The organism is Parabacteroides sp. PF5-6, assembly GCF_029504695.1.
Lineage (GTDB): Bacteria > Bacteroidota > Bacteroidia > Bacteroidales > Tannerellaceae > QVMG01.
Window position 1 is genome coordinate 341,700 of sequence record NZ_JAQFIN010000002.1, and the last position, 15,516, is coordinate 357,215.

Annotated in this window: 9 protein-coding genes and 2 tRNA genes; 7 read left to right on the forward strand and 4 right to left on the reverse strand. The window is 44.0% G+C overall.

Translation table 11 applies throughout. From position 1 onward, the window contains the following. Window positions 1-11 precede the first annotated feature (11 nt). Window positions 12-3,188, reverse strand: coding sequence for a TonB-dependent receptor (locus M2133_RS03525; RefSeq protein WP_277464585.1), 3,177 nt, complete (start codon window positions 3,186-3,188; stop codon window positions 12-14). A 384-nt stretch (window positions 3,189-3,572) separates the two neighbouring features. Further along, a complete protein-coding gene (locus M2133_RS03530) occupies window positions 3,573-4,733 on the reverse strand; it encodes a DNA-binding transcriptional regulator (RefSeq protein WP_277464586.1) in 1,161 nt (386 codons plus the stop codon). A gap of 171 nt (window positions 4,734-4,904) precedes the next feature. Between M2133_RS03530 and M2133_RS03535 the strand changes: the two genes are divergently transcribed. Beyond that, window positions 4,905-4,979 (forward strand) — tRNA-Val (locus M2133_RS03535). 36 nt (window positions 4,980-5,015) lie between these two features. Further along, window positions 5,016-5,090: transfer RNA gene (locus M2133_RS03540), tRNA-Val, on the forward strand. Window positions 5,091-5,141: 51 nt separating this feature from the next. On the opposite strand, the gene M2133_RS03545 is transcribed toward M2133_RS03540, so the two are convergent. Continuing rightward, on the reverse strand, window positions 5,142-6,095 hold the full coding sequence (locus tag M2133_RS03545) for a nucleotidyl transferase AbiEii/AbiGii toxin family protein (protein WP_277464587.1): 954 nt from the start codon (window positions 6,093-6,095) through the stop codon (window positions 5,142-5,144). Beyond that, window positions 6,088-6,855 (reverse strand): hypothetical protein, encoded by a 768-nt coding sequence (locus tag M2133_RS03550; protein ID WP_277464588.1) that lies wholly within the window; start codon window positions 6,853-6,855, stop codon window positions 6,088-6,090. The genes M2133_RS03545 and M2133_RS03550 overlap by 8 nt, the downstream gene beginning before the upstream one ends. A 258-nt stretch (window positions 6,856-7,113) precedes the next feature. Between M2133_RS03550 and M2133_RS03555 the strand changes: the two genes are divergently transcribed. From M2133_RS03555 to M2133_RS03575, 5 genes are all read left to right on the forward strand, one after another. Beyond that, window positions 7,114-7,977 (forward strand): AraC family transcriptional regulator, encoded by an 864-nt coding sequence (locus M2133_RS03555; protein ID WP_277464589.1) that lies wholly within the window; start codon window positions 7,114-7,116, stop codon window positions 7,975-7,977. A 12-nt stretch (window positions 7,978-7,989) separates the two neighbouring features. Then, the gene (locus M2133_RS03560; protein ID WP_277464590.1) at window positions 7,990-8,778 is read left to right on the forward strand and encodes a type II CAAX endopeptidase family protein; all 789 of its coding nucleotides are present in this window, start codon (window positions 7,990-7,992) and stop codon (window positions 8,776-8,778) included. A gap of 312 nt (window positions 8,779-9,090) precedes the next feature. Then, window positions 9,091-9,891: a class I SAM-dependent methyltransferase gene (locus M2133_RS03565; RefSeq protein ID WP_277464591.1), complete on the forward strand. Its 801-nt coding sequence runs from the start codon at window positions 9,091-9,093 to the stop codon at window positions 9,889-9,891. A gap of 385 nt (window positions 9,892-10,276) precedes the next feature. Then, window positions 10,277-14,599 (forward strand): CusA/CzcA family heavy metal efflux RND transporter, encoded by a 4,323-nt coding sequence (locus M2133_RS03570; protein ID WP_277464592.1) that lies wholly within the window; start codon window positions 10,277-10,279, stop codon window positions 14,597-14,599. A gap of 11 nt (window positions 14,600-14,610) precedes the next feature. Further along, window positions 14,611-15,513, forward strand: coding sequence for an efflux RND transporter periplasmic adaptor subunit (locus M2133_RS03575; RefSeq protein WP_277464593.1), 903 nt, complete (start codon window positions 14,611-14,613; stop codon window positions 15,511-15,513). Window positions 15,514-15,516: the final 3 nt, after the last annotated feature.

Sequence of the window (15,516 nt, forward strand, 5' to 3'; positions counted from 1 at the left end):
GTGCATCGATATTAATACGTCAGTTTTATACCCAAGGATAACACTCTGGATACCGGATACTTCATTGCATCAAGCCCTTTGCCGCCAACTTCCGGGTCTATTCCGGAATAGCCGGTAAAGGTGTACAGGTTTTCCCCGCTGGCATAAACCGTCAACGCGCTTTTACGATCGCTAAAGCAAGTGGCTTTGCGCAAGATATCGGTCAGATCGTATGCCAATGTCACATTCTTTATACGCAGATAGGAGGCATCTTCCAGATAAAAATCAGAGCATGTCTCGAAGTTTCCGTTTGCATCTTCTTTGGATATGCGCGGGATATTGCTTCCGGTATTGCTGGGCGACCAGGCGTCGAGGATCTTATCCCAACGGTTAAAGTTACCCTGTGTTTCATTCAAAAGAATAAACTGGGATGCGTTAAATACCTTTGTCTTAGCCGCTCCCTGAAGCATCATACTGAAGGTTAATTTCTTATAGGTGAAGCCGCCCATCAAAGAGAAGGTAACTTTCGGCATATAACTGCCCATATACACCCGGTCTTCGGTATCAATCTTTCCGTCGCCATTCTGATCGATAAACTTCAGATCGCCGGCTTTTGCATTCGGTTGGATCCGGTTACCATTCGTATCCACGTAAGCGGCAGCTTCCGAATCACTCTGGAAGATTCCATCCGTTTTGATTACGTAATATGTATAAAGCGGTTGGCCTTCGGCTGTCTGGTAAGGATATAAGGTGCCTCTGAAACCATCATCGTGCGCCCATACTGACTTTTCACCTTTATCATCGGTCACACCGATATCTTCCACCCAGTTTTTAAGAAGGGATAAGTTTCCGCCGATCGTATAAGAGAAATCTTTGGTTACATTATCATTCCAGTTCAACATAAATTCAAAACCGCGGTTACGGATCTCGCCCTGGTTGATAAGCTTCGGCTCTACACCCATATAGTTCGGCCAACCGGAAGTCTGAGACTGGATCAGGTCTACCGTACGTTTATAGAAGAAGTCCATAGAGAAAGACAAACGGTCCTTCAGGAAGTTCATATCAAGACCAAGGTCTGTCTGTTCGGAAGTTTCCCAGGTCAGATTACTGTTATAGGCCGTTTTCAAATAAAGGAGGTTGGTGGTTATGGTGGCGTCTTTTCCGACCTGCTTACCATCATTATTCCCGTCTTTGGAAAGAGTCGGGCTACCATAAGCCGTAGCGATAGATCCCAGGTTACCGATACGTCCCCAGCTGGCACGCATTTTCAGGAAAGTAAGCACATCGTTTTTAGGGAAGAAACTCTCCTCTGAGATTTTCCATCCGGCAGTGATTGCAGGGAAATCCCCACTCTTTTTCCCTTCGGGAAGGCGGCCGGCATAGTCACGGCGCCAGGAAGCTGTCACAAAATAGCGGTTATCATAACTGTAAGACAATCGCCCGATCAAAGCCACATTATTATCCGGATCTTTATAATAATCTGTTGAAGTAACGGCCGTCGAGGCATAATTCAGATATTGATAGATCTCATTCTCATTGTTGAAATTACGTCCTCCGGCAGTAAATCCTTTTTTACGGAACTGGTCGGCAGTCGTAGAGAACAAAGCGCCGAGTGAATGCTTTCCAAAAGTATTATCGTAGGTAAGGGTATTTTCCGTTTCCCAATAGGTCGATTTCGCCGTTTCATACGAAAGTTCGTTCACCCCGTTCGGTTTTCCCGGTTCTGTGGATATCGGAGTAAAATTCTTATAATACCAATCTTCATAACGGTAAGTAAAGCGGCTGGTAAATTTCAGTCCCGGAATAATGTCTTTCACCTGCAAGATGGTTGAGCTGGAAGCATAATTCGTCTTATCTTCCTGCGTATTGGCCATCAATGTACGCAGCGGATTAACCACGTCTCCGTGAATAGCTGCGATCCCATCACGGGCACAGACGCCCCCATAAGAACCATCTTCATAATACGGGACGGCGCTTCGTGGCATATAAAGTGCGGAAAGGATTACGCCGGAATAACCGCTACTGGTATCTGTTCCCCGGTTATCTTTCTTGCGATACATGAAATCTTCACTGATTGTCACGTATTTATTCAATTTATACGAACCATTATAACGCATGCTCAATACATCCTTGTAGGTGCCCCGAAGCGTACCTTCGTCACTCGTATAATTCAATGAAATACGATTGGTGAAATCTTCTGTTCCAACATTCAGCGACACATCATGACGTTGAAAAATTGCATTGCGGAAAACCTCATCCATCCAATCGGTACGGGTAGTTGCTATTTCCGGATTAACCGAAGGATCCCAGCCCGAAGGAATACTTTGTCCGGCAGCACCATACGAAGTATTCACCACCTGGCGTTGTTGCTCTATGGTCAGCGATTGCGGCAGATTACTTGCCTGGCGTACACCGAAACTTCCTTCATATGCGAGAGAAGGTTTTCCGGCTTTGGCTTTTTTTGTGGTCACCAGGATAACCCCGGCAGAACCCGAATGTGCCCCATAAATAGCGGCAGAAGCAGCATCCTTCAATACAACAATAGATTCAATATCATTCGTATTCAATGGAGCACCGGGAACTCCGTCGACTACCCACAGGACCTTCTCCGAGGAGGTCGAACCTTGCCCGCGGATGACTATCGAAGGAGTCGCAGTTGGGTCACCCCCTTGCGCCACCACTGTCACACCCGGTATTTGCCCCTGAAGCATGGATTCGGTTGAGGCAACCGGACGACCTTTCAGTGTCTCTATCTCTTTTACGATACCGATCGAAGCCGAGAGGTCAGACTTCCGTGTCTGTGCTCCATATCCAAGGATCACAATTTCCTCCAGCTTTTGCGTATCTTCTATCAGTAAGATGTTCAGATTAGTCTGATTCGTAATCGTAATTTCCTGAGTCAGATAACCGATATAACTAATCACAACCACCCCGTTTTGAGGAACATCCAATTGGAAATCCCCATTCAAACCGGTAATAACTCCCTGAGTGGATCCTTTCACAAAGATATTAGCCCCGATTATCGGGTCGCCAACCTGGTCTTTGACAAGACCGGAGATCTTTCTTGTCGATTGCTGGGATACGGGTGAAGAGTGTGTCCCATTTGCATCAGGAGCCGCCATAGCTCCCATCAGCCCAACCAAACAATTCAGTAGAAAAACAACACATACAAGACGTACAGAGATCGTCTTTAAAACTCGCTTTTTCATTCTTTTTTTTGATTTAGTGATTAACCTATACTACCTAAGTATTTCTTCGCTTCTTTAATAATATGTATAACATAAGGCTATAGCATACATCGTTTACCAGTCCATAAGACTGCGGTTCTATTATCACAAAAAGGAATTATTCCGTTGCGGAATCAATTTGGGTTTTTAATAATTTTTCATAAATACGCTTCTTTAAGTTTTGATTTACACATCCTCCGGACAGAGCGCATGAAACATTCACTCTCAACCGGTTATCATCATCTCTCCTTATCCTCTAAGAAAAGACGTCGGGTTTTTTATTTACACAAAGTAAGTAGATAATACAGATATTAAGAACTCCTTTTACGTAATAATATCCTCATATTACGCAAAAATTTCATAAACCTATAAAAGAGAGTGAACATCGCGATAAGAAGAAGGGGTACACCCCATGATTTTCTTGAACTGTCGGGAGAAGTTCTTGTAATCGATAAAATCCATATCCGAAGCAATTTCAACAATCGAGTCGTTCGACTCGAGTAACTTCTGGGCAAATTTCGCAATACGCAGGTTAATAATATAGGTATAAACAGGCAAACCGGTCACTTCCTTAAAACGGTTTTCCAACAACCGGCGCGACAAAGGCACAAGGTCGGTAAGGTCGGAGATCGTAATCCGGTTATTTGAGTTCTGGTGGATATATTGCAAGACGACAGAGATGTATTTATCGCTGGTCGAATAGATGTCGGTCGATTGCCGGGTTACGATATGCGTTGGCTGCACCACGATATCCTCATATTCGCCTCGCGGATTACGAATCATACGCTCCATCAATATCGCTGCTTCGTATCCTCCCTTCTCCACGGCCTGGTGGATGGAAGACAAAGGCGGGTCGGATAGTGTACAGATCGCTTCGTCATTATCCACGCCCAATAAGGATATTTCTTCCGGGATCTTAATGCCACATTGTTTACAAACCTGACTGATCTGATGTGCCTGGTTATCATCGCAGGCCATCAGAGCTATCGGCTTCGGGAGTTTATTCAGCCAATCGATCAAAGGCTCGGAATCATAATACCATAACTCCAGAAAATCCTCGTTCTGATACTCATAAAAACTATAGCCATTCCGATGCCGGGCCAATTCAGCCTGAAAGCCCTCACTGCGTTCCTCCGACCAGACAATATTCCGGAAGCCGTAAAAAGCAAAATTCTTAAAGCCTTTCTGTATAAAATAATCAGCCCCCATTCGCCCGGCCAGATGATGATCGCCGGTGATATTGGGTATCTCCGTAAAACGTTCTTTAAAATCCTGAGCAATGGCAGCGATACCATTCTCCTTGAATATACTTACATTATCCGTATTATAAAACTGAGCAATAATCCCATCGGCTCCCCACTCCTTCGCCCAACTCAAAACTCCCTCCACCCCATTCTTCACCCGATAGGAATGAGGCATCTTACACAATACCCAGGGAGAATGTTCCAGCGAATATTTTACAATCCCTTTCAACAAATCCTTTGCATATTCTTCAGAGAAGTCGGTCAACAAGATTATCCTGGCCATTTCATAAATATTTTACTTCACAGCAAAAATAATAAAAAAACAAGACGCAACGGCTCCAGTTATTATCGATAGATTCGAACTTTATTTTTTGCGTCAAAAGTTTGGTGGCTATAAAAAAACATCTATCTTTGCACCGTCTTAGAGCGATAGGACAATAATAGTAGTAATTTCGGGCGTTTAGCTCAGCTGGTTCAGAGCATCTGCCTTACAAGCAGAGGGTCGGCGGTTCGAATCCGTCAACGCCCACTTTCCGGTCACCGACAATTACTACTCCCAATTTACGGGCGTTTAGCTCAGCTGGTTCAGAGCATCTGCCTTACAAGCAGAGGGTCGGCGGTTCGAATCCGTCAACGCCCACTTCACAAAACAATAAGAGTCTTCTAAAACATGGTTTTAGGAGACTTTTTTTTATTTGTTATTCCTCATTTTCCAAATTGCCATTGGATGGTTTTTAATTCGCTCTACAATTTCAGCATCTTCAAACAATAATTCCGGTCGATAAACATTGTTGTTGAAGTTCTCGATAAACGACTTTTCATCTTCGGTAAATACCATCAGTTTTAGAAGAAACACTTTCACTTCTACTTTAGCAGATTCAAAGTCAAACCGTTCGCTTTTCTTAAGGACGGGAAGTAAAGAGCTTCTGATTTGTGCAAATTTCAAGTTGTCAATACTTTCAAAACTATAGCTGTTTGAAGGTTTATCACTTCCTCCTACAGCAAGATAGAATAGTATAATTTTGCGGAGTTTATCCATCTCATCAGGATGGATAATATTATATTTCAACATGTTGTGAATATCATACAAATCCCGGGGAGCTGTTCGCTCAATAAGAGCTTTAATTTTACTCCCAAATAGTTCAAGGGTAGAAAGTGTTTTTACTTCAGAGTCAAATTGTAGAAAGTCTATATTCACTTTCTTTTCAACTATTGGCAAGATATGATTTCGCAAAGAATAGTTTATCTCTACTTTCAGGTTATCTTTATTCCCTCCTGCGTTCTGAAAATAGAACACCCATGAATCAAGAGAATGCGGACTTTTAGTATTAGGACTCAAAGCATATCCTTGTGTAAACATATAGTTCAGAAAATCCTGATTGATATTCTCCCGAATTGTCATCATTTCCTCCCGTAAACACTCTTTGGTAAAATCCAAATCGATATCAACCGATAAGCGTGGAAGATTAAAAACTGTCAGGTTAATTGCGGTTCCTCCTTTTAATGCTAAATGTTCGGCAAATAACGGGTTTTCATTTAAGTGTTTCAAGATATCACAAAGGCGGAATACTTTTTCCAGATTATCCCGGATAAAATCTGTACCGGAAGCGATTCTCTCCAAATCAGTTTTGCTATAATTATACATTGACGTTTCCTCCTTGTTCTAAAAATGAAAGAATGTTTTTAGGAGCGTAAAGCTTCCATTCACTAAAATACACATTGGATTCCTGTTGATCTGTCAGATAACGGATACTTTTCCCAATCTTGGATTTACAAAAATCAAAGAAAGCATCACTTAACTTCATTTCCTTTTGAAAGTAGCCAAGAACAAATCCTGTCTTTTGATAAAGAACCTGTTTGTTGAATTGCTTCAAATAGTCTTGTAGTTTATTTTCATTAATATAAGTAATAAGGGCAAAACATGCTATCATTTCTTCCAGTCCTCCACTTCGGTCTATTTGATTAATACAATCTAAAACAGTACGTTCCAAATCGGTTACTCTGATTAGTGTATCAGCGGGAGGAATAATAACCCCGGCATCTGATTTCGATTCCGAATAAATATAACTAATTCCATCGTACTCAAAGTTGTTGAACCTTTCTTTGGATGAAACCTGCATTTCATAAAATACCTGATGAGCCAAACCATGATATTCCAATGCAGCATGATAAGATAGGTAAGAAGAAGAGTTTATTTGACTGGCTATTTCGTACTTTGAAGCAGAACTGGTTTTTGTAGCTAAATCCGTTGCAACGTAGAGATCTCGTCTTACTTGTGATATTAACCCTTGCTGTTTATACCTTCGTAAAAGTTCTTTTGCTGCATTTTCGTCACCGGTCAATGCAACAATATCTTTTTTATGGAAGATTTTGAGCTTATGGAATTCTTCGATATATTTACTCATGGTCCCGCCTTTGTTTTATTTTACGCACAAAGATACACAATAATATGTATTATTGCGCGAAAAACAAAATAACAACTAGGAAATCTACAAATTTATTTCCATCTTTGCTGTATCACTTAAAGGCAGGAGAAGCCAACAAAAGACACAAATTCAACAGGAAGACTTAGATGCTGTTTTTTGCCAATCCGACTAAATTGGTGAAAAATAGTCGGCCGAGAAAATAAAAGTAACCGTAACTTTGTCGTAAAATAAAGAAGTATGTTAGAAGAATTAAATAGAGTGATTGATTATATAGAAGAGCATCTGACCGATGAGATATCACTTGAATCGGTTGCTGACTATGCAAGAGTTTCTGATTTTCATTTCCGAAAAGTGTTTTTTTATCTATCAGGAATGACGCTTAGTGAATACATTAAAAACAGAAGATTGTCGGAAGCCAACAAAGATTTACTGGCAGGGGAACGAGTTATTGATGTGGCTTTCAAGTATGGTTATGAGTCAACAGACGGATTTACCCGTGCATTTAAGAAATGGAGTGGACTTTTGCCATCAGATGTAATCAAGAAAAAGACAAGCAAAATGTTCCCCAAATTTTCATTTAAAATAGTTATTACAGGAGGAATCAGTATGGAATTTAGAATCGAAAACAAACCTGCATTCAACTTCTTTGGAGTGAGTAAACGTATACCAATGCAATTTGAAGGAGTTAATAATGAAATTGTAAAACTTATACAAAGTATCACAGAAGAGCAGAGGAATGAAATGCGTGAGATTCAAAACATTGCACCATTTGAAATACTCAATATTTCTTATGATGCTGATGCTAAGTTTATGAAAGAAGAAGGTGATTTAACCCATATGATTGGCGTGATGTCTAGTGAGGAAGTGAGTAAGCAATTAGAAAAATTATCCGTTGAAGCAGGTTTGTGGGCAGTATTCCCAAACGAGGGTTTATTTCCCTCAACTTTGCAACAGACTTGGGCAAGGATTTACTCAGAATGGCTTCTATCATCCAATTACGAACTGATTGACAATCCCTCGTTTTCTTTTACAAAAATGGATGAGTTGAAAAAAGACTATGCATATAGTGAAATATGGATTCCTATAAAAGAAAAAAAATGAATCGAAAACGGAATGAGTAACGAGCGAGTAGAAAACAGGAAAACATTTGAGAATATGGGACATGAATTAAAGCCTTTGTGGAGAAAGTTTTTTCGTTACGATTGGAAATTCGGATTGTTTCTAATCGCCATGATCTGTATTCCTCGCTTTCTCCTGGTTTTGCAGGCCAATGAGAAGGCAGATTACAGTTATATCGGTTTGATTATGCTGGCTTCGGCAATTATTCCATTTATCTTTCTGAATAAACAGGGACGGAAAGCTATTGGTTTGACCTGCCCGCGCAACTATTCATGGCTATTGATTGCTATGGCTATCGGATTGATCTTTAGTGTCGCTCTTTATTTTGCAGGAGAGTGGTTGTATGGCGATTCATACGAAAACGGGTATGTGTATATCGGCGAATCTTATAATATCCCCGATGGCATAAACGGAAAAGATAAGCTAACGATGTTTCTTATAATGGCTGCAACGGGAATGATCTTCAGTCCGATTGGCGAAGAACTGTTCTTCAGGGGAATCGTTCATGCGAGTTTCGCCAAATCCCTTGGAAAAACAAAGGCTTCGATCATCGATAGCAGTGCATTTGCACTCACCCATCTCTCCCACTTCGGCTTGGTGTTTATCAATAATGAATGGACCTTCTTCGCCGTCCCGGCAATATTATGGGTATTCAGTATGTTCCTGGTTAGCTTGTTATTCTTTGTTTGCAGATATAAGTCAGGCTCTTTATTGGGCGCCATACTTTGCCATTCAGCCTTTAATCTGGGGATGATTTACTGCATCTTTTACTTCATACATTAAATATGTGGATTTCGTCCGAAATAAGATTTTGATAAGGTGTTGTGAAATTATTCCGAAAAGATGGCGTGAAATCGATCCATTGGTATTACATTTGCGGTCTATGACAACAACAAAGAAGGATTTGGTGTAGTAAATAACCTTTGACGTCCTGTCAAGGTTATCCCTTAGTTTTGGCTCTGGCATGCTCTTGCCCGAGTTCTTTTCATATATATATACTAAAAAGGGGAAATGATCGCTTTGATCATTTTCAACTTTGTTTTACGCTTTGCTAAGCGATTTTCAATTTAATTTTAAACTATCAATTTTATCATCATGAGTAACGAAAACAAAACAATATACGATTTCGACTTTAGTTTAATCTGCGAATACTTCGCACAAGTAGAACGTCAAGGGCCGGGAAGCCCCGAAACAACGCGTCGGGCATTGGACTTCATCGACAACCTGACCGAAGATTCCCGCATTGCCGATATCGGCTGCGGTACGGGTGGACAGACGGTTACTTTAGCTCAGTATGTGCCGGGTAAGATCACCGCACTGGATCTCTTCCCTGACTTTATTCAAATCTTCAACCGGAACGCCGAGCAACTGGGATTGCAAAACCGGATGAAAGGCATCATTGGTTCAATGACCGACGCCCTTCCTTTTGAAAAAGAATCGCTCGACCTGTTATGGTCGGAAGGTGCGATCTATAACATCGGCTTCGAACGTGGACTGAACGAATGGCGGCAATACCTGAAAACAGGCGGCTACATCGCTGCCTCGGAAGCTACATGGTTTACCGATGAGCGCCCCGATGAGATCAACCAGTTCTGGATGGAAAACTATCCGGAGATCGATACGATTCCTAACAAAGTTGCCCAAATGCAACAAGCAGGATATATTCCTGTCGCTACCTTCGTTATCCCTGAAACCTGCTGGACGGAGCATTTTTTCGCCCCCTGCCACAAGGCTCAGGAAGATTTCCTGAAGAAGTATCCCGGCAACGAGACAGTAGAGAGTCTGATATACAACCAGCGGCGCGAAGAGGTATTGTATAATAAGTACAAAGCCTATTACGGTTATGTGTTCTATATCGGAAAGAAGATTGAACAAACCCGAACATTGGCGGAATGATGAATCGGATCAGTAGTTAATGTCCTTTTTTACAATCAAATGTCCCGGCAAACTTGAAAGGGAACCGGATAGGCCTGTATGCAAATAAATAAACACAGGACTATTTTCCCTTTTTGCCGGGAGTATTTGTTTGTTGATAACCGTCAACACATTTGTTGACAATTGTCAACAGATCTGTTGATAACTATCAACAAATCTGTTGATAATTATCAACAAATGAATACCCCTTCGAATAAGTTGATATACTGGCTATTATGTTCTTTGTTAAATCAAGGGTAACAATCCTTCACTTCAACCCCCAATCGGGCCAGTTCACTTAGGTCCCGGTTCTAACCGAAGGCTTTCCGCCCTACCTTTACATACAAATCATTAACGACTATTTTGTATGTTTGATAAAATAATACGTTTTTCGGTCAAACGGAAACTCCTGATCGGATTTATGACGCTGATACTCCTTGTGGCGGGTATCTATGCCATGTTGACTCTTCCCGTAGACGCTGTTCCGGATATTACCAACAATCAGGTGCAAATCGTGACCGTTTCGCCTACGCTTGCCCCGCAGGAAGTGGAGCAACTGATTACTTTCCCCATCGAGGTGGCGATGAGTAACATTATGAATGTGGTGGAGATCCGTTCCGTTTCCCGTTTCGGTCTGTCGCTAGTGACGGTGGTTTTCAAGGAGAATGTGCCTACATTGGATGCCCGGCAACTAATCAACGAACAAATTCAAACCGTTTCGGGCGAGATACCCGCGGACCTTGGCGTACCTGAATTGATGCCTATCACTACCGGATTGGGCGAGATTTACCAGTATGTATTGGAGGTGGCTCCGGGTTATGAAGACCGCTACGATGCCATGGAACTGCGCACGATACAGGACTGGATCGTCAAGCGGCAACTTTCGGGTATTCCCGGCATTGTGGAGATAAACAGTTTTGGCGGATACCTGAAGCAATATGAAGTAGCGGTCGATCCCGATGCGCTTTACTCCTTGAATATCACTATTGGTGAAGTATTTGAAGCCCTCCATAAAAACAACCAGAACACCGGCGGGAGCTACATCGAAAAAGCGGGTAAAGCCTATTATATTCGTTCCGAAGGGATGATTAAAAGCCTCACGGATATAGAGCAGGTTGTCATTACCAACCGCGGCGGCATCCCCATTCATATCGATGATATCGGCGTTGTACGTTATGGTTCCCCCAAACGTTTCGGGGCGATGACCAAAGACGGGCAAGGCGAATGTGTGGGTGGTATCGCGATGATGCTGAAAGGTGCCAATGCCAATGTGGTGACTGCCGAACTGGAGAAAAGGGTGGAGCTCGTGCAGAAAATGCTGCCCGAGGGGGTGAGTATAGAACCCTACCTGAATCGCTCCGAACTGGTCGACCGCAATATATCCACCGTGATCCGTAACCTGGTGGAGGGTGCCTTGATTGTTTTTCTGGTGTTGATCGTCTTCCTTGGCAATATCAGGGCGGGACTGATCGTGGCCTCCGTCATTCCTTTATCGATGCTTTTCGGTTTTATTATGATGCGCCTGTTTAGTGTATCGGCCAATCTGATGAGCCTGGGGGCGATCGACTTCGGTATCGTGGTCGACGGTTCCATTGTGATCGTCGAAGGCATACTGGCCCACCTCTACACCAAGCAGTTCTACGGGCAGAAATTATCGCCCCAATCTATGGACAATGAAATTGTGAACGGCACGAAAGGCGTGGTACATTCCGCTACCTTTGCCGTGTTGATCATCCTGTTGGTCTTCTTCCCGATCCTGATGTTGCAAGGCATCGAAGGCAAATACTTCACCCCGATGGCGCAGACATTGGTGTTCTGTATTATCGGCGCGTTGATCCTGTCGCTCACCTACGTGCCTATGATGGCTTCCCTCTTTTTGAAGAAAACAATCCGGCAAACACGTACCTTCGCCGATCGCTTTTTCGATGGCTTGAACAAACTATATCGCAGACTGTTGCAACGATGCCTGCGTTTCAGCCTGACAACTCTGGCTATCGCCTTCCTGGCATTGGGAGGTAGCCTATTATTATTTACCAAACTGGGAGCCGAATTTATCCCGACGCTCGACGAGGGCGACTTTGCCATGCAGATGACCCTGCCGGCCGGTAGCTCGCTCACCCGCAGTATCGAAGCATCCGATCAGGCGGAAAAGATACTGATGCATCAATTCCCCGAAATCAAACATGTGGTGGCAAAGATCGGTACGGCAGAGGTGCCTACCGACCCGATGGCGATCGAAGACGCGGATATCATGATTGTGATGAAACCCTTTAAGGAATGGACAAGTGCCGGTTCGCGCGCTGAGATGGTGGAGAAGATGAAAGCCGCGTTGGATACGATTGCGGATGTCGAGTTCAACTTCAGCCAGCCCATCCAGCTCCGTTTCAATGAACTGATGACGGGCGCCAAAGCCGATATCGCCATCAAATTGTATGGCGAAGATATGGAAGAACTTTACGCCAAAGCTCGCGAGGCATCCCGATATATCAAACAGGTGCCGGGCGCCGACGATGTTTTGGTGGAGCAAACGATGGGTCTGCCGCAGTTGGTGGTCAACTACGACCGCAGTAAACTGGCGCGGTACGGTGTGGATGTGGAAGAACTCAATAATATCATCCGTACCGCCTATGCCGGAGAAGTTGCCGGAACCGTTTTTGAAAACGAACGCCGCTTCGACCTCGTTGTGCGCCTCGACCACGAGAAAGTGGAGGATTTCAACCTCAATAAATTCTTTATCCGCACCGCCGATGGCATACAAATCCCCGTGACCGAACTGGCACAGGTGGAGCTTATCAGCGGTCCCCTGCAAATAAACCGCGATGCCACCAAACGGCGGATCGTGATTGGCGTGAACGTGCGCGATGCCGATATTCAACAGGTAGTAGAAAGGATACAAACCGTATTGGATGAAAACATCAAACTGCAACCCGGCTATTATTTCGAGTACGGCGGACAGTTCGAGAACCTGCAAAACGCGATCGACACACTGCTCGTTGTTATTCCCATCGCCTTATTGCTTATCCTGTTGTTATTGTTCTTTGCTTTCCGCAGCCTCACCTATACTTTGGTGGTATTCAGCACCGTGCCCCTGTCGATGATCGGCGGTGTATTGGCTCTTTGGATCAGAGGATTGCCGTTCAGCATCTCGGCAGGAGTAGGATTTATCGCATTGTTTGGCGTATCGGTGCTCAACGGTATCCTGATGTTGAATCATTTCAAAGCATTATCAAAAGGAACTACTTATAAAATGGCAACAGATAAAATCATAAAGAAAGGAACTCCGCATCTATTGCGCCCTGTATTCCTGACAGGCTTGGTCGCTTCGCTCGGTTTTGTACCGATGGCGATAGCCACTTCGGCGGGGGCTGAGGTGCAACGCCCGTTGGCAACGGTCGTTATCGGTGGATTATTGGTATCGACATTCCTTACGCTTATTATCATTCCGGTGTTTTACCGGCTTATCGGTGTGTTTAACGTGTCTATGCGTAAATGGAAGAAAAGAAACATTACGCCCGTTGCCGGCTTGATTATTCTCTTATTGATGATATCCGGTGGTATGCAGGCGCAACAAACAGTCACCCTGGATGAAGTGATTAGTATGGCTAAACAGAACAATCCCCGGTTAAAAGCCGCCGCAACCGCTATCGATCGCCATAAAGCCACCCGGGGCGAAACGTGGGATTTAGGGAATACCTCGTTCGACTACTCCTGGGGACAGCTCAACGGCACCAACCGCAACGACCGCGAACTGGGTATCTCGCAAGCGATCGGTTCGCTTGTCACCCCTTTTTATCGGAACTCGTTAGTAAAACATCAGGCAAATACCGCTACTTTTTACCGCAATATGGTAGAAAAAGAGGTGACCGCCGAAGCCAAACGCGCCTGGGCCTATTACCAGTACGCCTACCATAAAAAGCAAATGATGGGCGAGCAGAACCAATTGGCGGAACAGCTTCTGCACACCGGCGACTTGCGCTATCAACAAGGGGAGATTACTCTATTGGAAAAGAATATGACTTCGGCACAGGCTGCCTCGATGAAAAACAAAGTATTCCAGGCAGAAGAAGAGTTTAAGGTCGCTGCCGCCCGTCTGCAATGGGTTTGTTTTTCCGATGTTCCGGTCATTCCGGCCGATACCTTATTAAAGAAATACGATGCGGATATCATGCAGGCGGAGCTTTCTTACGACCACCTCTCCTACTTCAACAGCAAACAATCCGAATCCGTGGCGCAGGTTTCTATCGAAAGGAGCCGTTTCTTCCCCGAGTTCTCGGTGGGTTATCAACGACAGAATATCCTGCCCGACAAAGGATTACATTCCTGGACGGTCGGCATTTCCCTTCCGCTTGTATTCAACGCGCAGTCGAGCCGGGTAAAACAGGCCAAACTGGAAGCCCGTATCGCCGGATATGAAGCGGAAGATAATATCCGTCAACTGAATAACAAAGTGTATGAACTGAAAGCAGACCTGCGCAAGTACGGCGAGAGTATTCGTTTCTTCGAAACCTCTGCCCTATCCGAAGCGGATGCGATGATACACGCTGCCCAACTGCAATTGAAATACAGTGAAACGGATATCAGTGATTTTATACAGAGCATGAACAGCGCATTGGAAATAAAACAATCGTATATAGAAATGATTTATCAATACAATGTATCTGCATTGGAATATGAATTATATAATAACTAATTGAAGAAACGATGAAAACGATTTATATATCAGTAGCAGCCTTGTTATTTACCGTAGCATGCAGCAGTCCCGGGAACAAGAAAGCCGAAGAAGCAATCGAAATAAAAACAGAAGTGATTGCGGTTGAACCGGAAGTCAACGACTCGTTAACGACGGATGCCGTCACATCCGCCACATCACTGGCGAAGGACGTGACATTCAACGGGACCTTTGTACTTTCGCCACAACGCCACGCCTCCGTATCCCTGTCGATCGACGGCATAGTGAAAAACACCTCCCTGTTGCCCGGCCAATACGTACGAAAAGGTGAATTGTTGGCTACGCTTGAAAATCCGGAGTTTATCAACCTGCAGCAGAACTATCTCGACGCGGCCGCCCAATGCGACTTCCTGGAAGCGGAATACAAGCGGCAGGAGATTCTCGCCCGCGAAGCAGCGGCCTCACAAAAGAAATTCCAGCAAAGCAAAGCCGATTACCTGTCGATGAAAAGCCGGAAAGAGGCCGCAGCGGCACAACTAAGTATATTTGGCGTATCGGTGCAGGCATTACAAGCAAACGGTATTATGCCTTTACTCGAAGTATATGCTCCCATAAGCGGTTATATCTCCAACCTGCAGATGAATCTCGGCAAACATATCGCGGCCGGAGAAGCGCTCTGTGAGATTATCGATAAAAACAATACGTTGATTAAACTGATGGCCTATGAAAAAGACCTGGGTAAAATAAAAACGGGCTGCCCTATCACGTTCCGGGTCAACGGCATGGGCGATGAAACGTTTGAAGGTGAGATCATTTCCGTCGGACAGGCTGTCGATAACGTCAACCGCTCACTCGAGGTCTATGCCAAGGTGATGGAAAACAACGAATTGTTTCGTCCAGGCATGTATGTTAACGCAAGGATTGTGCAAAAATAACTA

Excerpts from the sequence above, each read along its gene's own strand:
- M2133_RS03555 (WP_277464589.1), top strand. The coding sequence starts at position 7,114 with ATGTTAGAAGAATTAAATAGAGTGATTGATTATATAGAAGAGCATCTG.
- M2133_RS03570 (WP_277464592.1), top strand. The coding sequence starts at position 10,277 with ATGTTTGATAAAATAATACGTTTTTCGGTCAAACGGAAACTCCTGATC.
- M2133_RS03575 (WP_277464593.1), top strand. The coding sequence starts at position 14,611 with ATGAAAACGATTTATATATCAGTAGCAGCCTTGTTATTTACCGTAGCA.
- M2133_RS03545 (WP_277464587.1), bottom strand. The coding sequence starts at position 6,095 with ATGTATAATTATAGCAAAACTGATTTGGAGAGAATCGCTTCCGGTACA.
- M2133_RS03565 (WP_277464591.1), top strand. The coding sequence starts at position 9,091 with ATGAGTAACGAAAACAAAACAATATACGATTTCGACTTTAGTTTAATC.
- M2133_RS03525 (WP_277464585.1), bottom strand. The coding sequence starts at position 3,188 with ATGAAAAAGCGAGTTTTAAAGACGATCTCTGTACGTCTTGTATGTGTT.
- M2133_RS03530 (WP_277464586.1), bottom strand. The coding sequence starts at position 4,733 with ATGGCCAGGATAATCTTGTTGACCGACTTCTCTGAAGAATATGCAAAG.
- M2133_RS03560 (WP_277464590.1), top strand. The coding sequence starts at position 7,990 with ATGAGTAACGAGCGAGTAGAAAACAGGAAAACATTTGAGAATATGGGA.
- M2133_RS03550 (WP_277464588.1), bottom strand. The coding sequence starts at position 6,855 with ATGAGTAAATATATCGAAGAATTCCATAAGCTCAAAATCTTCCATAAA.